This is a genomic window from Bacillus sp. J41TS8, assembly GCF_018333035.1.
GTDB lineage: Bacteria > Bacillota > Bacilli > Bacillales > Bacillaceae > Bacillus > Bacillus paralicheniformis.
The window spans coordinates 132,714-153,504 of sequence record NZ_BORF01000003.1 but is presented as its reverse complement, the minus strand read 5'-3'; the positions used below and the strand labels follow the sequence as shown (position 1 = coordinate 153,504).

The following is a 20,791-nucleotide window of genomic DNA, read 5'->3' as shown; positions in this document are numbered from 1 at the left end:
CCCCTTAGGAAAACAAATGCTTTTTACGTTCACAAATGAATACCGCCGCCAGCCAAAAGCCGATTACAGCCATTGGGAGGTTTTTTATACATGACGGCTCAAGTGTCGCTTGCTTTAACATCATGCCGGCCGGCGGAAGGCTCCCCGACAATTGCCGCCGGGCTGAGCCCGCCCCTGCTGTTTGGTCTATTAAAAAGGATTTCATGCCATCATCTTTTGTCGTCAATTTCCACATCTGAGACCTGCTTTTGCCGCCGTATTGATCAGAAGCTGCGGCGTACCAGAAATAGGTTGTATTCGGCTGTAAATCCTTCCATGTCACTGAAGCCGTCTTTCCGCTTTTCACCGTTTTTGCTTTCCCAATTTCCTTGTTCGAAAAGACATTCAGCTCAAAATAATCGGTTTCAACCTTTTTCTTCCGCGGTTTCAGATCCGTTTTGATGTTGAACTCGTCTTTCGGGCCGAATTGGTGCGGATCATAAAAATTATAGTCGTCGAGATATGGCGAATACGTTTTGACATGGATCGTGTCATGCTTCGGATCCACATGAAGAATTCTTAAATAACCTTGGCCTCCTTCAGGACCGCCCTGATAGTCGGCAAGCATTTGATACACTTTGCGATCCGGCTTGCCGTCCCCGTTATCATCAAGCTTATCGACTTTTAAGTTGGAGCTGTGATAGTGGCCGCTCAACACGGCGATCACATTCGGATTCCGCTTGATGATCTGTTCAAATATTTTCTCCCCGATTGGACTTCTGCTTCCGCTGACAAGCAAAAACTCGTGAAATGACAAAATCGCTTTTCGATCGGGATGGCGTTTCAGAACATCATCTATCCACTTCAGTTCTTTTTTTCCGATTCCCCACCCCATCGATACCATGATATAGTCGTTTCCTCCGCTGGAAATGAGATCGTAATGCCCTTTGTTATTCTGATAAGACCCGCCGTAATGCGGTTTTTGTTTAAAACGTCTTTCACCGAAATACCTGCCGAATTTCAAATAAGAGCGGTCTTTATGGCTGACATCGTGATTGCCCGCCAGCACGCCGTAAGGAACTTGATGGTCGTCGAGAACTTTCATGAACTGGTCGGCGCGCTTCCATTGCAGCGGCTGATCCGCTTCATCCACAAGATCCCCTGTATGAAAGACGTACTGAATGTTCAGCTTGTCCTTTTGTTCGGCGATCCACTTGACCTGACGTTCAAAAATGTGCGGATAGCTTTCCGAATAATATTGCGTATCAGACATCCACACAAATGTATAGTCATTTTGCGAAAGCTGAATTTGATCCTGAATGATGATGCTCGCCTTGGATTGTCGGACATAATCGGCAGCTTTGATGCTTCCTTTGAGGGTGAAAGATTTGTCATCCTTTGCAACATGGAATGTCAGCGTCTCCCACCTCTTGCTCGACCAATTCCAGGCGAACATGGAGACTTTTCTGCCGGGAAGCGAACTCCCGCGCCACAGCACTTCCACCTTGTCGTTCGGCCCCGTATTTTCATCCACTTTGACATCAAAGCGATGGTACGGAAACTTTGTTGTTGATGACATTTCAAAACCTTTACCGTCAGGTGCGGACATGCTGCTGCGCTCTTCTTTTGTCAGTGCCTTTTCCCCGCTGACCGCAAAGCTTTGCGGAGGTTCCGTCACGCTTTCGTTCGCTGACACATCAACATGCTCTTCGTCTTTTACAGTGTACTGAAACCCTTGATGGAATGACACTCTCATCTTATCTTTTGTCGGGTCCTTGACGCGGACGGCCAGCTTAGCCTGTGTGCTGCCGGGGGCATTTTTGACTTGGGCGGGCTTGTCCGGCTTTTCCTCTTTAATATAAAATGCCTTTTTCACGATTGACAGGTTGCCGGCGCTGTCCTCCGCTTTTATTTTCAATTCGTGCTTTCCCGCATCCAGGCCGGCGGAAGATATAAAATAGGGAAGCGCTATTTTTTTGCCGTCAAGAACGGCTTTGATGCTTTTCACGCCGCTCCATTTATCGTGTGCGGCCGCATTGATCTCAAACGATCCTTTATACGTCCTGCCGCCTTTTAATGACGTTTTGATCTCAGGGCCTGTGTTATCGATTGTCACCCTGCGGATGAGCCTTTCTTCGCCATTTTCCGCTTCAACGATGTGCGGCCCTTCATCCCAGGCGCGTGTATGCCATTGACTGACGAGCGATGTAAACTTGGCTTTCGGAATCGAAAAACGGAATTCATACCATTCGCGCGCCCCTGGGCCGTCGCCGGCCGGAAGCTCAGCTTTCGGATCGTCATACCGCTCATCGCGGATGATGGTTCCATCCGCTAAGATAAGGCGGGGATTCTTGAGGACAAAATCATCCCTGTTTTCTTCTGCAGATTGTTCAAATGGGGTTGACTTCGTGCCTGAACGAACTTTAATCGTAAACGGCTTTCCTTTTTTAAATTCCTCCGGAGAAACCGGAACCGTAATCGTCGTATACCGGCGGCGCGAATCGTCAAAAACTTTTTGAACCCTCGTGCCGATAGTTACAGCATTTTTAAAATACAGATTTGTTTGATTGACATCGAAGGCAAAGTAGGCTTTTTTTTCAAGCGCTGATTCACCTTTTTTTTGTTCAATTCCGTCAATCCGAATTGTCGTTTCAGAAGGCGGCTTTTCTGATGTGGCTTTCAGCAGCATCTTTCCGGAAACGGTTCCGCCTTCGCTTACATTCAGCCTGAGTCCCTTCAAAATCCGCTGATCAAGCGGTATCGTTTTCTTTTCAGTCGCCGTAACATTTGATCCATCGCCGGCCCGCATATAGTATTCCACTTTTTCTTTACCAATGAGCTCGGCAAAATAGATATTGTGACGGTACAAACCGTCATTGCGGCTTTTTTCAACACGGACTTCAGTAAACGGCTCATCATCATTCATACGGTAGAAAAACTGCGCCTGTTTCACTTGCCGATTGTCTTTCATATCAGCTAAGAGCTGAATCGTTTCACCCGGTTTGACCGCTTGATGATCCGTCATATCATGGATCGCCGGCTTTTCTCTGTCAGGCATGACCGTCACCGTCTGTGAAGGAACCTGCGCCTTCAGGAGCGAACCAGGAGACGGTTTTTCTTCCCCGGCCGATATCATTTTCATATGCTTCGTTCCGTCCAGCGGATATCGATAAAGAAGCGCTTTATTTTTAGTGACATCGGTTTTATCCGGCTCGCTTTGATAACGGGCGGATGCGACCTCTTCCCCGCTGTTTGTGCAGATGATCACTTCCCTCGGCCCGGTATTCGCCATGCCGCTCCCTTTGAGAACAGAAAGCGTTTTGCCTTCATGAAGGTGAACACCGTAATGCTGATTGAAGTCATCTTCCGTCAAATGCCCGTTTGAGCGGTTTTTTACCCAAAACACGTGTGTTTGACCGGAAGGAATCGTCACATCATCATGTTCAAAAGGCCAGGTGGTATCTGATTCCTTGCCCTTTTCAGGATGTCTGTATTTCATTTTGTAGCTGTTCAGATGAACAGCTTTATTGGTATTGTTATAAACTTCAATAAATTCATAGCCATCCTTTGCACCGGTGTTTGACGTGTCGACAGCCATTTCTGTGATCAACAGTTCCGGAAGCTTTTGGGTATCTGTACGCATGCCTTTCAGGGCGACAGTATACACATCCGTCTTCACAGAGGAACGACCGGCTTGAGCTTCAATGTAATACTGGACTTTGTCGGATGCTATGGATTCGCTTTCCAATTTGGCAATATAGCCGTTCTGTTTGCCCGGCTCCACTTCCATCGGAATCGCCCGATACGGCAATTCGTCATGCTGCTTGTAATACAGAATGACCGTGTCGGCGGCCGCCTCCGCGGAAAAATATAAGTCGTCTCCTTTTTTTACTTGTTCAACAGAAGTATGCCTGATGGCCGGTGAACGAGGCTGAATGCGCTCTTTTCCCGCCGCGGACGAAATCGGCATCTGTAAGGCAAAAAGCAAAACTGCGGCCAGAAACAAAAGGGTTTGGCGATTTCTGTACTTTTTCATCGTCTACCTCCCTTTCGTATTTTGCCTTTACAGATCATTTTTATGAAAGAGACATCCGTGCAAAAAAAAGAAGCCTGATGATTCATCAGACTTCAGTTTATTTTTTGGACATCGGTTCGATAATTGCTTTTTGAATGAGCAAGTGGAAAACCGACAGGACGATCGACGCAAAAATGGCTGTCCCAAAGCCGTCAAGGTCAAAACTGTCCCCCATAATGGACGCGGTCATATAAAGAGTAATCGCATTGATGATAAACAAAAATAAACCTAACGTAATCACCGTGACAGGCAGCGTCAAAATCACGAGCACCGGCTTCACAAACATATTTAAGATCGATAAAATCACGCTTGCCGTAATGGCTGCCCCGATGCTTCTGACGTGAACCGCATCAAAGTAACCGGCAATGACGATTAATAATAAGGCATTGACAAGAACGTTTATGATCCATTTCATCATCTGTCGACTTCCCCTTCATTCGGCACTAGGAATACCCAGACTATATAAATCAGCAGGACGGGAAATCCGATCGAAAATATAAATAATAGAACCGTAATGATTCTCAGCAACGACGCATCCATATTTAAATATTCAGCAAGACCCCCGACGACCCCGGCAATCTTTCTGTCTGTTTCGGATCGAAATAGCCTTTTCATTGTATCACTCCTGTGTATGGTTTAAATGGATCGATCCTGTCTTCGATTCCAAAAAAACAGTCATGCTATGATCATGATTTTGATTTGCTTTTAGATACATTTCTTTCTGGATTGTCTCGTTTTTTTCTTTTAAAATTTCCGCATCTGACAGATCATGAGACAGAGAACCGAGATTGCTTTTCAGCTCCGCTGTTACAGCGCAGTCCCGGGGAACATTCAGCTCTACGCTTCCAGTCGTTGTTTTCACATATGCCGTCCGGCAGTGCGGATTTTTGACTGTTGCAGCAATATTGCCGTTAAAGCTCTGCAGGTCAAGGGCATCGCATGAACCTTTTAGATCGATCAATCCATTGATGGTTTCCGCTTCAATCTCTCCGCAAGTATGGTCGGCAAGTTTGATTTGTCCATTTGCAGTTTCCAATGAAGCTTTTCCTGCCGTGAGAGCAGAGAACGACAGCACGCCGTTCGTCGTTTTGGCGGACAGCTCTTTTACGTTTAAATGTTCCCCTCTGACCGGGCCGTTAAACAGCTTAAAGCGGATTTTGCCGTACTCTTTGTCCGGTATATAGACGGTAAGGTTGGTCTTCATTGTTTTTTTCTCCGTACGGATCGTGAACTTATCGCCTTCCACACCGCAGTCGATATGCTGGAGAAAAGCCTGCCTTGCTTCATCCTGATTTTCGGTGCGGTACACTTTTGCCTGGCATTCGACTCTGATGTCGGAATCGCTCCATGGTACAAGGTTGACGCTGCCGTTGGCAAGCTGAATATCCAGAGTCGAAAAATCGGAGTCTTTGAACTGGAATATATGCTGGACCTCGAACGATTGCCCGAAATTCAAATCCAGGTCTGCTTCTTTCACTTTTTTTACAGCGGTATCAATCCATTCGAACAGTTTCGAACCGATCGAAGGCTTCGGTTCTTTTTTCTTTTCGCTGTAGAAGTCCTCCGCATCAATGACATCCTCAGACAGAGCTGTCACCTTGCTCTCTGTTTCCCTGTAGTCTTCTTCAAGTTTTTCGATCAGGATCAGCGCCTCTTTCGCAGACAGCTTTCCTTCCTCGACCAATTTTAAAATTCGCTCTTTCTCCTGTTTCATGAAAAGCTCCCCCGTTCTCCTTCTTTTAGGCCTGAGTCAGCATTTTAATCCCTTGAACAACGTTCCAGACCACAATAATCAAACTGATGATCCCGAAAAAAACGAAACCTCCGATCATGAAAATGACCGCCAAATAACCGCCGTCATTAAAGATAAGCGAACCGCTGATCGCACCTGCTGCCAATATGACTACGCTTATAAACGGAATAATATGCGAAATAAGCGAACGCATTGCATGCTTTTTCGTTTCTTGATCATCTGTTATAAAATACGCAGCGATTGGCAAAATAAGCGGGGCAAAAAAAACGCTAAAATAACAAATTGCAGAAATCAGCGCGTTGTTTCTCGTCATACAAAACACTCCTTATCGATGTAAAGCGTTCTTGTGAGTCTAATGTACAGTGACCTTATACTCAGTTTACGTGTATCATGGCCTTTTGGTTTCATTTTCATTCGATCGGCGTGCGTCAAACTTCGCGAATTGATTTTTTTAGATTTTATGAATAGATTCTTTTTTTATAACCCTTTAAAATATGTGGCAAAGCTAAAGAAAAGGAGCGAGCGTTATGAAACAGAAATCGGAAGTACACGCCTCATCCGCCTCCCAGCTTCTTAGTCTGATTCAAGAACAAAAAAGGATGAATCAGGAGATCGTGAACCGATTGGAAGCGATCAACTCCGCTCCTCCGCTTTCAAGCGAAATCCGCTATTTAAAGGTTCTGCTGAACAGCAGCAGCACTCACATTTTAAACAGTATGATTGAAGCGGCCAAACACATCAGCCGGACTGAACGTTAAACGTTCTCATGAAGTTCGTTTGATATTTCAAGCAGATTTCCGTCGGGATCTCTGATATAAACCGAAACGATCGGTCCTTCAGCGCCCGTCCGCTCTGCGGGGCCTTCTTCAATCTGAATGGACAGCCCCTCCAGATGACGGATCACATCATCAATGTCTGTATTTGTGATGAAACACAGGTCCTGGGAGCCGGGCACCGGGTGCTGTGCCTTCGGCTCAAACTCTTTTCCGGCCTCGTGGAGGTTTATTTTTTGCCTGCCGAATGTCAGCGCTTTTCTTCCTTCTCGAAAAGTGACCGCATCCATCCCCAACACACGGCTGTAAAATTCGCATGTCGCATCAATGTCTTTTACCGTCAGGACCAGATGATCCATCCGATCGATCTTCATCACCCCATCCCCCTTTATGGTTTGTTTTTTACGTTATAACAGCTATTGAATAAAAGAGCAATGAAAATCTTTTGAACAAAGCTTGCCGCTGAGCATTCGGCCATTGAAAAAGCTGCCGACGTGACATCGGCAGCATGTTTTTTACGGTTTGACAGCTTCTTTTTCTTGAAGCCGCTTCTTCATTCTGTTTTTGTCGCGTTCAATGATCGGTTTTAAATAGCGGCCGGTATATGACCCTTCGACTTTCATGACTTCTTCGGGCGGTCCGGAGGCCACGATCGTCCCCCCGCCGTCTCCGCCTTCAGGACCCAAATCGATCAAATAATCAGCTGCTTTTATAATATCGAGATTGTGTTCGATTACAAGCACGGTATCTCCGTTATCGACCAGGCGCTGCAGAACGGCTAAAAGCCTTGCGATATCATCGACATGCAGTCCTGTCGTCGGCTCGTCCAAGATATAGAGTGATCTTCCCGTTGAACGGCGATGAAGTTCAGATGCCAATTTGACCCGCTGCGCTTCTCCCCCGGAAAGCGTTGTAGCCGGCTGTCCGAGCGTAATATAGCCAAGACCGACATCATAGAGGGTCTGCAGCTTGCGCTTGATTTTCGGGATGTTCTCAAAAAATTGAACGGCATTTTCGACCGTCATCTCAAGCACATCAGAAATGTTTTTACCTTTGTATGTGACCTGAAGCGTTTCACGGTTGTACCTCTTTCCGTGGCAAACCTCGCAAGGAACGTATACATCTGGCAGGAAGTGCATTTCGATTTTGATAATTCCGTCGCCTTTGCAGGCTTCACAGCGCCCGCCTTTGACGTTAAAGCTGAAGCGCCCTTTTTTGTATCCTCTGACTTTCGCTTCATTCGTCTGGGCAAACACGTCACGGATGTCATCGAACACGCCGGTATATGTGGCCGGGTTTGACCTCGGCGTCCGGCCGATCGGAGACTGGTCGATGTCGATCACTTTATCGAGGTGCTCGATTCCTTTTATTTCTTTGTACTCTCCCGGTTTTGCCTTCGCCCGATGCAGCTTCTGAGCCAGCGTTTTGTGGAGAATTTCATTGACGAGCGTGCTTTTCCCTGATCCCGATACACCGGTGACAGCTGTGAAGACGCCGAGCGGAAACTTCACGGAAACATTTTTCAAGTTGTTTTCCTTTGCGCCTTTTACCTCGATAAAACGGTTGTCAGGCTTTCTTCTCTCGGCAGGAAGAGGAATGAATTTTTTCCCTGAGAGGTACTGCCCTGTCAGCGATTGATCATCGTTCATCACTTCTTCCGGTGTTCCGGCGGAGATCACTTCTCCCCCGTGTACGCCCGCGCCGGGTCCGATATCAATTAAATAATCGGCGGCAAGCATCGTATCCTCGTCATGCTCGACGACGATCAAGGTGTTTCCGATATCCCTCATGTTTTTGAGCGTATCAATCAAGCGGTCGTTATCGCGCTGATGAAGACCGATTGACGGCTCATCAAGGATGTAGAGGACACCGGTCAGCCTTGAGCCGATTTGCGTTGCAAGCCTGATCCGCTGCGCTTCTCCTCCCGACAGAGTGCCGGCTGCGCGGCTGAGCGTCAAATAGTCAAGCCCGACATTGTTTAAAAATCCAAGGCGCTCTTCAATCTCCCGCAAAATGAGGTTGGCGATCTTCATGTCTTTTTCCGAAAGTTCAAGTTCACGGAAAAATTGAAGTGCGTTAGAAACCGACATTTCGGTTATCTTGCCGATGTGAAGGCCGTTTATCAGCACGGCGAGGGATTCCTTTTTCAGACGGTAGCCTTTGCATGAAGGGCACGGCTGATTGGCCATGTATTTTTCCATCAGTTCACGAACATAATCAGAGCTCGTTTCTTTATAGCGCCTTTCGATATTGCGGATGACGCCTTCGAACTCAATGTAGTTTTCCCGGACCTGTCCGAAGTCGTTTTCATATCTGAAATAAATCTGCTCGTCTCCGCTGCCGTAAAGGATCTTTTCAAGCTGGTGCTTCGGCAGCTCCCTGACCGGAACATCCATATCGATTCCATAATGGCTGCATACCGCTTCAAGCAGCTTCGGATAATACTGAGAGCTTTGCGGTTCCCAAGGCGCAATCGCATTCTCCTTTAGCGACAGCTCATCGTTTGGAATGACGAGTTCTACATCGACTTCCAGCTTGGACCCGAGACCGTCACAGCTCGGACACGCGCCGAACGGGCTGTTGAAAGAGAACATTCTCGGCTCCAGTTCACCGATTGAAAAACCGCAGTGCGGGCAGGCATGATGTTCGCTGAAAAGCAGCTCTTCCTGTCCGATCACATCGATGATCACGCGGCCTTCGCCGAGGCGGAGCGCCGTTTCGAGCGAGTCTGTGAGACGGGCTGTTACGCCTTCTTTTATGACGATGCGGTCGACGACGACTTCGATCGAATGCTTTTTATTCTTTTCAAGCTCGATGTCTTCTGAGAGGTCGTTCATTTCGCCGTCGATCCGGACTCTCACATAGCCTTGCTTTCTGATTTGATCGAGCACTTTCACATGCGAACCTTTTCTTCCCGAGACGATTGGCGCGAGCACCTGGAGCTTCGTGCGCTCAGGATATTCCAAAATTCTGTCCGTCATCTGTTCGATCGTTTGCGAGGTAATTTCAATGCCGTGAACCGGGCAGACCGGCTTTCCGATTCTGGCAAACAGCAGCCGGAGATAATCATAGATTTCCGTCACCGTTCCGACTGTCGACCGGGGGTTCCGGCTCGTCGTTTTCTGATCGATGCTGATCGCCGGTGACAGACCTTCGATCGCATCGACGTCAGGTTTGTCCATCTGTCCTAAAAACTGGCGGGCATATGCGGAGAGAGACTCGACATAGCGCCGTTGCCCCTCTGCATATATCGTATCGAACGCAAGGGATGATTTCCCTGATCCCGAAAGACCTGTCAGCACGACAAGCTGGTCCCTCGGAATAGAGACATCGATATTTTTCAGGTTGTGGGCCCTTGCACCTTTCACCTCAATTCGTTTCGTTGCCATTCTCTATTCATCCTTCCGATTTTAACTCTAGGAGCAAGTCGCGAAGCTCAGCGGCACGTTCAAAGTCAAGCGCTTTTGCGGCTTCCTTCATGTCGTTTTCCATTTGAGCGATCACTTTTTCCCGCTCTTTCTTCGTCATCTTCGAAAGCTTCGGCTCCTCTTTTACTTGATATTCTTCCTGCTCTTCAGCAGCATGAGTTGCCCGGATGACGTCCCTGATCTTTTTGTTGATCGTTTTCGGCGTAATGCCGTGTTTCTCATTATAAGCCTCCTGCTGTTCGCGGCGGCGCTTCGTTTCATTGATTGCGATTTCCATCGAATTGGTGATTTTGTCGGCATACATGATCACGCGGCCTTCGGCATTTCTGGCGGCGCGGCCGATCGTTTGGATGAGCGAACGCTCAGACCGCAAAAAGCCTTCTTTGTCTGCGTCAAGGATGGCGACAAGTGAAACCTCGGGAATATCGAGTCCTTCCCTCAGCAGGTTGATGCCGATGAGAACGTCATGCTTGCCGAGGCGAAGATCGCGGATGATCTCGATCCGCTCCAGCGTTTTAATCTCGGAATGCAGATACGTGACCTTGATTCCGATTTCCTTCAGATAATCCGTCAAATCCTCGGACATTTTTTTCGTCAGCGTAGTGACGAGGACGCGTTCATTCCGCTCGATTCTCTGCTGGATTTCGCCGATCAGATCATCGATCTGCCCTTCAATCGGCCTTACCTCAATGATCGGATCGAGGAGCCCTGTCGGCCGGATGATCTGCTCTACCATTTCAGGCGTATGCTCAAGTTCATAAGGGCCCGGCGTAGCCGACACATACACGATGTTGTGAATGTGCTTTTCAAACTCTTCAAACCTGAGCGGACGGTTATCCAAAGCGGAAGGGAGCCTGAATCCGTGATCGACGAGAACCTGTTTTCTCGCCTGGTCTCCGTTGTACATTCCTCTGATCTGCGGCATGGTGACATGCGACTCGTCTATGACCATCAGAAAATCGTCCGGAAAGTAATCGAGCAGCGTATATGGAGTCGAACCTGCCGGACGAAGCGTCAAATGTCTTGAATAGTTTTCGATGCCCGAACAAAAGCCCATTTCGCGCATCATTTCCAAATCGTATCTCGTCCGCTGTTCCAGACGCTGGGCTTCAAGGAGCCTGCCTTCTTCACGAAGCGCTTTAAGGCGCTCTTCCAGCTCCTCTTCAATGTTTATGATCGCTTTCTTCATCTTTTCTTCCCGTGTGACGAAGTGGGAAGCCGGGAAGATCGCGACGTGTTCCCTCTCCCCTAAAATTTCGCCTGTCAGGGCATCCACTTCCCTGATCCGTTCAATTTCGTCCCCGAAAAATTCAACCCGGATGCAGTGCTCATCCCTTGAAGCCGGGAAAATCTCGACGACATCGCCGCGCACCCTGAATGTTCCGCGCTGAAAGTCGATATCATTCCGTGCATATTGGATGTCAACGAGCTTTCTGAGCAGCTCATTCCGCTCGATTTCCATTTCCGCTCTGAGCGAGAGCACCAGTTCCCTGTATTCCTCAGGAGAACCCAAACCGTAAATACAAGAGACACTCGCCACAATGATGACATCTTTGCGTTCAAAAAGAGCAGATGTGGCGGAGTGCCTTAATTTATCAATCTCATCGTTAATGCTGGCATCTTTTTCGATAAATGTATCAGTCTGAGGCACGTAAGCTTCAGGCTGGTAATAGTCATAATAGCTGACAAAATATTCGACTGCGTTGTTTGGGAAAAATTCCTTAAACTCGCTGTACAGCTGTCCGGCGAGCGTTTTGTTGTGGGCGATGACGAGAGTCGGTTTGTTGACTTCTTTAATCACGTTTGACATCGTAAACGTCTTTCCTGTACCGGTCGCCCCCAAAAGCGTCTGATGCTTTCTGCCTTCATTGATTCCTTTGACAAGCTGATCAATCGCTTTCGGCTGATCCCCCTGGGGCTGATAATTCGAGACTAATTCAAAGCGGTCTTTCACAAAAAAGCCTCCGTTTCTTTACGAAATCTTCCTGCTTATTATTTTAACACACCCGAAGTAAAAATACGAACTAAAGTTCGGTTTCTGTGTTTTTCCACAAAAGCCGGCCCTTCCTGATCTATCAAAAAACCCCTCCTTTTTGTCATCAAAAGCAGGGCTTCACGGCAATCATTCTTACGGTTTCTATGAGTCTTCCTTCTTTTCGCCCGCCTTTTTCGCCGCATAGAGCGAACCGGCTACGAGCGATACAATATCAAGTCCTACAATAAAAAAGGTTTCCGTATAACCTTTTAAATATGAAGCGAACAACAGCGCTGCGGTCAGCGCAATCCCGACGTAATGGTTATAGGTCACCCTTGTAAAAAACAAGACAAGCAAGAAAGGAAATATCAGTGCAAAAACGGCTTTTGTAAACACAAAAACCCTCCTCACGTTTCTTGATCTTATTCGATTATATTAAAGAACAAAGAAACGGACAAACATGGACACTCATTCATTTTGTCCATCATCATGCCACGTTATTCGGAATCAGACGTTAAAAGGCGAAAAAGAACGAGATTCCGGCGGCCAGGAGGTTCGGCATGGCGAAAATGGCGAGCGTGTTTGCCAGTTTGCCGTTCCACTCCCTGTGCTCTTTCGTTTCCGAATCGTGATTTCCCCTGAACCGGTCACCGCTGACAAATACGCCGGAACATAAAGCAGACAGCAGAATCGCGCCTAGTCCGGCGGCTCCCGAAACTTTGAAAATCAATGTCCAATCCCCGGCCGCAGCCGAAATCAATACAGCTATCAAACAAACAAAAACACCGCCGAGAAAAGCCTTTTTCATCAATCATTCTCCTTCAATCAGTTCTATCCATCATCCTAGCGGAACGTTTTGTAAAAGACAACCAAAAAGTTTCCCTAAAAGGAAAAGCAAAAGCGCCCGAATAAGCGGCGCTTTATTAACATCAATTATTCTGTTTCTTGTGAGGCGGCTGCCTCGGCATGCTTCATCGCCGCATCCTCTTCTTTTACAAAGATGATGCCAAGCTCATGATGCTCTCCTTCATATGAAGCTCTTTGTTCAAAACGAATTTCATTGTTTAAACCGACGACTTCAAGTTTGAAGAAAGCACCGTTTTTCTGAAGCGCTTCGTAGAAATCCGCCGCATTTTTCACTGAAATCCCGTTGACCTTCGTGATGATTTCGCCAATCTTGAGACCGAGATCGGCTGCCGGCGTGTTCGGAATAATGCCGAGCACCACGAGCCCCTGGTCTCTCTTTGAAAAATGGAAAGGCGCGGAATTATCGTTCATCCGCTGTTTCCATGATAAAAAGGCCCTTCCTGCGATCGCCGCTCCGGCGGCAAGGGCGGCAAGCGGCGTCCACCATACGCTTCCGGCCGCGACCAGCAGAATGATAATACCAAGCACGCTGATGCGCTTCGCTGTAATTTTAATGCTTTCAATCGGAAGCGATCCTTGAACTCTTTGGCCGAAGCCGATGAAATAAGGAATCCACAGGAGCTCAAAGCCGCCGTTAAATGACAGAACGGGCCACCACGGAACCGATGATTCGATCGCATGTCCCGGAATGAGAATGAACAACGGCAAAAGCCAGGTTCTGCCCGCAATCTGCTGGCCGATCGGGAGCCCCCTTTTGCTCATGACGATCGCAGGGGAAGTTTTGATATGTGCCGTTTTGTAGACGAGCACTCCTTCCGCTACCAACAGAAGTCCGAGCAGGACGGCAGCAGCCGGCCAATTCGCGAGGGACAGCTGCGGAAGAAATGCGTCAAGCGCTCCGAAACCGGTGTATTCAATACATAAACCGGCGACGATGCTCACGCCAAGCGTATATGCCGCTGACAGCAGACTCTGTCTGAAAGTTAAAGCTGCGGCAACGCTGACCGCCGCTATTAAAACCAGCATACCCATCGGGAGAGACAGCCCTAAGCCGAACGAAACAATGGACAGCACGAGTCCTGCCAAGAGTCCTTTGGAATATGTAAACTTAAACTCGTCATAAATATCTTCAATACGCGTATGAAACGTCTTTCTTTCACGTTTGATCCGGGCATAGCCGTAAGCAAGACTCATGATCATCATAAAATAGAAGAGCGGGTGCAGAAAAAACAATCCTGCTCCTTTTAAAAGTTCAATTAAGCTTTCTTCAACTGACAAGGGAACGTTCACCGCCTCAGCCAAGCATTTCAGGCCGCCTTAAATACGGCAGCTTTTTAACGTTGGATATTTTAGGGAAACCCAGCTTGTCTAAAGCGTCGGCACGAGGAAATGACGGGCGGCCGTTCAGGCGGGATGCCTGAGCCGTCAGCCGCAGAAACTTTCGTCATGATGCTTTAACGCCGGTGCTTTTCAAGCGCATTCGTGACGACAAATGCTGGCACCTTTAGGCAAGCTGGTGCATTTTATTATTATTTTAACAAATAATAAAATGCTTGGGTATGGTAAACGTGAGGTTTATTTCTCCTGGCTCATCCAAAGCGTCACATTCGACAAAGAAAAGTCTTTCAGGTAATGATTGACTTCGACATCAAGAATATCTCCTATCAGCTGCATTGACCGCTTGATATCGGTCAGATTGATGCCGAGCCGCTTGTGGTTGTCCATCAAGTAGTTGAAATAAAGTTCCGCGCAATCCTCATTGATATCCTCCACACTTTCGACCGAAGTGTAGTTTACGAGGTATCTGCTGAACAGCATAAGCAATCCTACTGCCTTTGTAGCGGAAAACGTAACGTCTTGTGATCGAACTTTTAACTGCTCCACTAATTCATAGTATTTTTTCTCTCTCACAATACTTGCCCTTTTCAATCGTGTACCCCCATTTATTATTTATATATAAGAAAAGCGCAAGCGTCAGACGACTCCACCAACAGAGACGAAGAACGCAAACAGCGCTAACATTCTCCGCAAAAAAAATGCACACATTATAATTCTTGAAAAAGCTTTGGTTCTATTTTAAAAAGTTTTCCTTAGTTATACAACTTGCAAAAGTTACATTTTTACTGCATCTTTACATCCTTATAAAGTCTCCCATACACTTATGTTATCGGGTCAATTCTATTCATTATGAATGTTTTTTTATGAAAAAACAAAAATTTTAGGTAAAAAGGTTGAGAATTTACTTTCTGGGAATAAAAAAAGTGAGGACATCCTGTATCCTCACTTTTTGTTAAACAGCACTTTTAATGCGGTTTGCAGCTGAAGATCGTTCTTTTCTTTCATCTTTTTCTCTTCAATCCGCAAGTTCATTGTATTTGCCGTTTTTTGGTCAATGATGCCCGTTTGTTTCAGCTTGTTTTCTGCCTGAAACGCCATGACAGCTTTTTTTGTGCCTTCATTGTAATAGCCGTCTTCCCGGCCAGGGACAAACCCGAGGCCTTTCAAGAGGTGCTGCGCCCGCTTAATTTCATTGTTGTTCATATCCGGCTTAAGAGGCTCCTTCAACTGTACAGGCCCCAGTGAGAAATATGCAGGCTGGGCGACTGGAACGGTCGGCTGAATTCCCTGCTTATGGATCCAATTTCCTTTAGGTGTCAGCCATTTGTACAGCGTCAGCTTAATATTGCTTCCGTCTCCCATCGGGACCGCCTGCTGGACGGTTCCCTTTCCAAAGGAAGGATCGCCCACCACGTCGTAGCCCTCGGCTTCTTTTAATGCACCAGCAAGAATTTCCGACGCTGAAGCGCTGCCCTTGTCCGTAATCACGCTCACAGGATATGGTTTTTTCTCTTTTAATTTTGAGAAGTATTGTTTTTTATTTCCGTTTCTTTCGGCGATTTGTATATACGGATGATCTTTTGTCACAAAATGTTTTAAAATGTCTTCCACGCTTTGCAAGTACCCGCCCGGATTGCCTCTTACATCCAAAACGAGCCCTTTTATTCCCTTTTTCTCAAGCTTTTTCAGTTCAGCAGTAAAATCTTTTGCCGTATGTTCGGAAAAGGAAGATATTGCGATATAGCCGACAGGTTTGTCCTGTACTTTTTTAATGGAAGCAAATACCGTCTCCAGCGGAATTTCATCGCGCTTAATCGTAAATGTCAGCTGGTCTTTCATGCCGGGCCGGTGCACTTTCAGCGTAACCGTCGACCCCTTTTTGCCCCTGATTTTTAATACGGCGTCATTCAAATCCATTCCGGCCATGGAATCGCCGTCGATGCTGATGATTTCATCGTTCGGCTTTAATCCGGCTTTCTCTGCCGGAGACTGTTTAAAAGGAGAAACGATAATGATTTTCCTGTCTTCCATTCCGATTTCTGCGCCGATTCCTTCAAAAGAGGAATCAAGGGAATCTGAAAACCGCTTTGCAGTCTGTTTATCCATATAAACCGAGTATGGGTCATTCAATGTTGAAAGCATGCCCTGTATGGCTCCTTCCAACAGCTTTTCCCTGTCGACCTGCTCCACATATTCATTTGAAATCAGGTCATATGCTTTCTCAATTTTCTCCAATTCGTTTCTGGCGGCAGCTGCTGATGCTTTTGGAACGACATCATGAAACGGAATCGGGCCGGCGCCTGTTACCAAGCCGCATAACAGGCTGAGCGCAATGATGAGCCGTGCAATCTTCTGATTCATCCTATACCTCCTCTTCTGCCTGCACTATGTTTTCTTGCTTGAAGTAGTATGCGCCAAAACCGCCCGTATCATGTAATCGTTTTTCCATTCACAGCAAAAAAAGCTGCCGGAGTGCAGAGAGCTTTCGCTTATATGGACCTCACGCGCTTGATGATTTCTTTTGTCACTTCATCCGTCGTACTTGAACCGCCGATATCAGGCGTCAAGTAACCGCTTTTTAGAACGTCTTCGATCACGTCAAGCAATCTGGCACCGAGTTCTTCTTCTCCAAAATGATCAAGCATCATTTTAGCCGTCCAAATTTGCCCGACCGGGTTTGCAATTCCTTTGCCGATAATATCCGGAGCAGAGCCGTGCACAGGCTCAAACATGGACGGATATTTGCCGTTTACATTGATATTGGCGGCCGGCGCCACACCTATGCTTCCCATAATCGCCGCCCCGATATCGGTCAAAATATCGCCGAATAAGTTGCTGGCCACAATGACGTCAAGCTTCTCCGGCTTCGTTACAAAAAAGGCCGACAGCGCGTCTATGTGCTGCGAATCAGCGGTAATACCAGGGTAGTCTTTTGCCGTGTTCGCAAAGACTTCATCCCAAAAAGGCATTGAATAAACGATTCCGTTCGATTTTGTTGCGCTTGTGACATGCTTTTTCCGTTTAGCCGCCAACTCAAATGCAAAGCGCATCGCCCTCTCCGCCCCTTTTCTTGAAAAAACGGCATTTTGGATGGCGATTTCATCTTCATCTCTGAAGATTCTCCCTCCGATCGAGCTGTATTCCCCTTCACTGTTTTCCCTGACGACAAGAAGATCGAAATCTTTTGGATTGGCCAGCGGAGACTTGATTCCTTGCAAATATTTTGCTGGTCTAACATTGATGACCTGTTCAAATTCGCGGCGGATTTTAATGAGCAGCCCCCATAGGGAAATATGATCGGGGACAAGCTTGCTGTTTCCTACCGCTCCAAGGAAGATGCTGTCGAACTCTTTCAGCTGCTCCATACCGTCATCGGGCATCATTTCCCCGTGTTCCAAATAATACTCGCAGCTGTATGGAAACTCCGTAAACCGAAATGAGAGTCCCCCGTGAACATCAGAAACCGCTTTCAAAACTCGCTGTGCAGCAGGTACGACTTCTTTTCCTACTCCGTCACCGGGTATGCTGGCAATGTTGAATACTTTCATTAGATCATCCCCTATTTAAATAGTCGACTGTCGACAGATGTCACTTTCATTCTATACCCTGTGTTATTTTCTGACAAGATGATTTTAAGAGCGTAAAGGAGGGGGTTGTTTATTTTCAGTGTAACAATAGCTTTGTTGGCTTTCACTGGATGTACACGCAGCCTTGGATGGTGAAGAAATACCATATGTAAAAAAGACGAAATAAAAAAAGCTGCACTCTTATCGCAATGCAGCTGCATGAGGCTGGAAAAGGTACACGTTTTCCAGTCTCACTTCAATACCATGATGGGCGGGGTTTCCCCAGCCTTATTAAAAAGCCCCATTAATCGTCTGTCATCGTCTTCTTAAAACAAACATACATAAACAGGGCTGCGCCTAGAACCCAAACAGCTATAATACCGAGCGGCAGCCAGGAGTTGGTTTCGTGTATTTCAATCGCTTGCATAATTGGAAAAGTATCGGCAACTTTAATGATGATACTGTCTTTATCCAAGCCAAGAAATTCAATCATCGGTGTAAACCCGAACAGCAACATCACTGGCATGATATATGCAGACGTTGCAGCGATTGACTTGGAAAATAGGCCTATACCAATGCCAAGAAATAAAAAGTATAAGAACAATAAGATCAACCCAAGAAGCGCTCTGACATTAAGGAACGGGTCAAAACCAACGATGATGAGTGATACGACAAGGGAAATCAAAGTCATCAATCCGATCACAAGACTTTTGCCGACAATGATATCCAGAAACGACGCTGGTGACTGAATCAGACCGCGTAATGTCTTCTTTTCATTTTCCTCCGCCATCATTGTCATCATGCCGCTTGAAGTAACCGATGTATACGTTACCCCTACTATGATATACATGACAAAAATAGGGAGCTCTTTACCACCACTCATCCGCCCATATAAAAGCGATAATATAATCGGGATTACCGGCATCATCAATAGCATCATATTTTTCATAAAATCTTTTATATCTTTTTCAAAGATGGCACTTATACGTTGAATATTCATTATACCAACTCCTCCCCAGTCACTTTCAAAAAGATTTGGCCCAGCGTCGGATTGTCCGTATGCATTGATTTCACTCGATTGTTGACCATCAATTCCTTAATGTGATCCGCATTCTCTGGTTTATTTTTGATGACGATCCGTTCTCCATCAAATGTTTCAACATGAAATGCGTGCGTCGAGTACTTGTAACGGATTTCATCCGGACGATCCAGTTCCACTATTTCACCTTTGTGCAAAAACGCAACACGGTCACACAATTGATTCGCTTCTTCCATATTGTGAGTTGTCAGGAAAATGGTTGTTCCCGCTTCATTCAGCTTCTTTAGTCCACGGTGAATGTGCGCCATATTTCCCGGGTCCAATGCAGATGTTGGTTCATCCAGAAATACCAGTTCAGGTTTATGAATGAGTGCTTTAGCCAGTAGTACACGCTGTTTCATCCCTTTTGACAACTTCGAGACCGTTTTCGTTCGCTGATCGTGCAGGTTAACCTCACGCAAAATCACATCGATTTGACTTAACGGAGCATGGTACAATTTACAAAATAATTTCAGATTATCATAGATCGTCAGTCGCTCATATAGTGAACTGTTATCAGATAATATCCCGACCTTGGATTTAAAATCGGCTGTTCCAATCCGGGATGAATCCATCCCGAGTACCATAACTTTACCCGCCGATTGTCCAAGTTCTCCCGTTAAGATTTTAATCGTTGTTGTTTTGCCAGATCCGCTTGGTCCAAGCAATCCAAAAATTTCACCCTTTTTCACATGAAAACTGACATCTTTTATAGCTGTGTGGCGTCCAAACGATTTCCGCATTCCTGTTACTTTCATTGCATATTCCAACTGAAAACCCCCTTCGATTAGCTGCTCTCATCGTAACGGATATAACCAGCTGATGCCGTAATATGAGAACGGAATGTACCATCACGAAGGTAAACTGTACCTGTCTTCAGTTGTAAAATACGTGCAAATGCTGTTTGTTTAGGGTGAACGGTACCTATTTCAGACTGAATTTTTCCTGAATGTCTTGTATTTTTGTTCGTGACAACGGAATCGTCGACTGGGATTTGTTATCGATTCGCAGTGAATAGGTATTTTTAGACCATGTAATGATTTCACGGACTTTTTGTAAATTGACGATATATGAACGATGACATCGATAAAATCCATAAACCGCTAATTTTTTCTCGATTTCTGCCAGTGTGGAATCCATCGCATATGATTCATCCTGAACAACGATCATCGCTTTGCCATCCTGACTTTCGATGTAGTCAATCTCCAAGGGATCAAATAATATCATCTTGTCATCGACTTTTGCCGGAACCTTGAAAAAATTTGCAGTCGCCGCTGTTCCAATGTTTTTAGCTTCCGACGCACTTTCTTCTGCTTCGATGATTTCGATTTGCTGTATACCATTTTTCTGAAGTTTGTATGCGATATCCCCAAGCAGCAGAGCGTGCTCCATATTGGATACTAAGATCATGACAGGTATGTGATGATCCCTCAATTTTTGCAGCATGTTCATAAAAGTATTCATTGTTCTGACATCAGCGCCATGGATCGGCTCGCGGAAAATCATCGGCTGAACACCGCTCATGAAATACTTAGCAAAATAGACACGGCGAATGTCAGATTCCGAACATTTATGCAGTGTTTTTTTAGCACAGTTTTGTAATTCAAACAGCACAAGAATTTCAGGCAATGGTGTTTCACAGCCGAACCATTTATGGAAAAAAGTGATATTCTCCTCCACCGTCAGGCGCTGATACAAACCTTCCTGTTGATCAAAAACGGTCCATTTGCCATTGTTCTCGAGCACCTTTACCAGTTCGGCCTGCATCTCCGTATCACTATATACTGTCGCGGCATAAGTATCCTCGATCGTAAGCGTAAATGGCGGAAGCGACTCGCTGTTTATCATCTCTTCATGAATTGTAAAATGTGTCATCATGTAAACTCCTGTTCAAACAGATCTTCTTTTTTAAGATTAATTTAGTATACCATGAAGTGCTTTGGAGTTTATTCTACTTTT

General features: G+C 46.2%; 18 protein-coding genes. 1 reads left to right on the top strand and 17 read right to left on the bottom strand.

Annotation, left to right across the window (positions count from 1 at the left end; genetic code table 11):
* Positions 1 to 4 precede the first annotated feature (4 nt).
* From KI350_RS06005 to KI350_RS05985, 5 genes are all read right to left on the bottom strand, one after another.
* Positions 5 to 4,015 (bottom strand): lamin tail domain-containing metallophosphoesterase family protein, encoded by a 4,011-nt coding sequence (locus KI350_RS06005; RefSeq protein ID WP_065644277.1) that lies wholly within the window; start codon positions 4,013 to 4,015, stop codon positions 5 to 7.
* A 97-nt stretch (positions 4,016 to 4,112) separates the two neighbouring features.
* The gene (locus KI350_RS06000; protein WP_065644276.1) at positions 4,113 to 4,472 is read right to left on the bottom strand and encodes a phage holin family protein; all 360 of its coding nucleotides are present in this window, start codon (positions 4,470 to 4,472) and stop codon (positions 4,113 to 4,115) included.
* Positions 4,469 to 4,669 (bottom strand): PspC domain-containing protein, encoded by a 201-nt coding sequence (locus KI350_RS05995; protein ID WP_065644275.1) that lies wholly within the window; start codon positions 4,667 to 4,669, stop codon positions 4,469 to 4,471. Before KI350_RS05995 ends, KI350_RS06000 begins: the two co-directional genes overlap by 4 nt.
* A gap of 4 nt (positions 4,670 to 4,673) precedes the next feature.
* Entirely contained in the window at positions 4,674 to 5,768 is a 1,095-nt protein-coding gene (locus tag KI350_RS05990; RefSeq protein ID WP_065644274.1) for a DUF4097 family beta strand repeat-containing protein, read from the bottom strand.
* 25 nt (positions 5,769 to 5,793) lie between these two features.
* On the bottom strand, positions 5,794 to 6,120 hold the full coding sequence (locus tag KI350_RS05985) for a DUF4870 domain-containing protein (protein WP_065644273.1): 327 nt from the start codon (positions 6,118 to 6,120) through the stop codon (positions 5,794 to 5,796).
* 214 nt (positions 6,121 to 6,334) lie between these two features.
* Here KI350_RS05985 and KI350_RS05980 point away from each other — a divergent pair, with 214 nt between their 5' ends.
* Positions 6,335 to 6,565 carry a hypothetical protein gene (locus tag KI350_RS05980; protein ID WP_026580162.1) on the top strand — a complete coding sequence of 77 codons (231 nt, stop codon included), beginning with the start codon at positions 6,335 to 6,337 and terminating at the stop codon, positions 6,563 to 6,565.
* Here the strand turns inward: KI350_RS05980 and KI350_RS05975 are convergent.
* The 12 genes from KI350_RS05975 to KI350_RS05920 all read right to left on the bottom strand — a co-directional run bounded on the left by KI350_RS05975 (position 6,562) and on the right by KI350_RS05920 (position 20,710).
* Positions 6,562 to 6,954 carry a VOC family protein gene (locus KI350_RS05975; protein ID WP_205687121.1) on the bottom strand — a complete coding sequence of 131 codons (393 nt, stop codon included), beginning with the start codon at positions 6,952 to 6,954 and terminating at the stop codon, positions 6,562 to 6,564. The two genes, KI350_RS05980 and KI350_RS05975, sit on opposite strands and share 4 nt — an antisense overlap.
* A 141-nt stretch (positions 6,955 to 7,095) precedes the next feature.
* Positions 7,096 to 9,969, bottom strand: a complete 2,874-nt coding sequence (gene uvrA / locus KI350_RS05970) for an excinuclease ABC subunit UvrA (RefSeq protein ID WP_065644271.1) — start codon at positions 9,967 to 9,969, stop codon at positions 7,096 to 7,098.
* Between the two features lie 7 nt (positions 9,970 to 9,976).
* Positions 9,977 to 11,962, bottom strand: coding sequence for an excinuclease ABC subunit UvrB (gene uvrB, locus KI350_RS05965; protein ID WP_059230992.1), 1,986 nt, complete (start codon positions 11,960 to 11,962; stop codon positions 9,977 to 9,979).
* A gap of 183 nt (positions 11,963 to 12,145) precedes the next feature.
* Positions 12,146 to 12,379 carry a CsbA family protein gene (locus tag KI350_RS05960; protein WP_020453089.1) on the bottom strand — a complete coding sequence of 78 codons (234 nt, stop codon included), beginning with the start codon at positions 12,377 to 12,379 and terminating at the stop codon, positions 12,146 to 12,148.
* A 118-nt stretch (positions 12,380 to 12,497) separates the two neighbouring features.
* Entirely contained in the window at positions 12,498 to 12,791 is a 294-nt protein-coding gene (locus KI350_RS05955) for a DUF5316 domain-containing protein (RefSeq protein WP_059230994.1), read from the bottom strand.
* A 125-nt stretch (positions 12,792 to 12,916) separates the two neighbouring features.
* The gene (locus tag KI350_RS05950; RefSeq protein WP_081303605.1) at positions 12,917 to 14,152 is read right to left on the bottom strand and encodes a PDZ domain-containing protein; all 1,236 of its coding nucleotides are present in this window, start codon (positions 14,150 to 14,152) and stop codon (positions 12,917 to 12,919) included.
* Between the two features lie 273 nt (positions 14,153 to 14,425).
* A complete protein-coding gene (gene swrA, locus KI350_RS05945) occupies positions 14,426 to 14,779 on the bottom strand; it encodes a swarming motility protein SwrAA (RefSeq protein ID WP_003185659.1) in 354 nt (117 codons plus the stop codon).
* A 351-nt stretch (positions 14,780 to 15,130) separates the two neighbouring features.
* Entirely contained in the window at positions 15,131 to 16,549 is a 1,419-nt protein-coding gene (gene ctpB / locus KI350_RS05940) for a carboxy-terminal processing protease CtpB (RefSeq protein WP_065644270.1), read from the bottom strand.
* A 128-nt stretch (positions 16,550 to 16,677) separates the two neighbouring features.
* Positions 16,678 to 17,736 (bottom strand): tartrate dehydrogenase, encoded by a 1,059-nt coding sequence (locus KI350_RS05935; protein WP_059230998.1) that lies wholly within the window; start codon positions 17,734 to 17,736, stop codon positions 16,678 to 16,680.
* A 322-nt stretch (positions 17,737 to 18,058) separates the two neighbouring features.
* The gene (locus tag KI350_RS05930) at positions 18,059 to 18,754 is read right to left on the bottom strand and encodes an ABC transporter permease (protein ID WP_065644269.1); all 696 of its coding nucleotides are present in this window, start codon (positions 18,752 to 18,754) and stop codon (positions 18,059 to 18,061) included.
* Complete coding sequence (locus tag KI350_RS05925; RefSeq protein ID WP_065644268.1) at positions 18,754 to 19,602, bottom strand: ABC transporter ATP-binding protein; 849 nt, start codon at positions 19,600 to 19,602, stop codon at positions 18,754 to 18,756. The genes KI350_RS05930 and KI350_RS05925 overlap by 1 nt, the downstream gene beginning before the upstream one ends.
* Positions 19,603 to 19,756: 154 nt before the next feature.
* Positions 19,757 to 20,710 carry a LytTR family transcriptional regulator DNA-binding domain-containing protein gene (locus KI350_RS05920; RefSeq protein WP_236808612.1) on the bottom strand — a complete coding sequence of 318 codons (954 nt, stop codon included), beginning with the start codon at positions 20,708 to 20,710 and terminating at the stop codon, positions 19,757 to 19,759.
* Positions 20,711 to 20,791 lie beyond the last annotated feature (81 nt).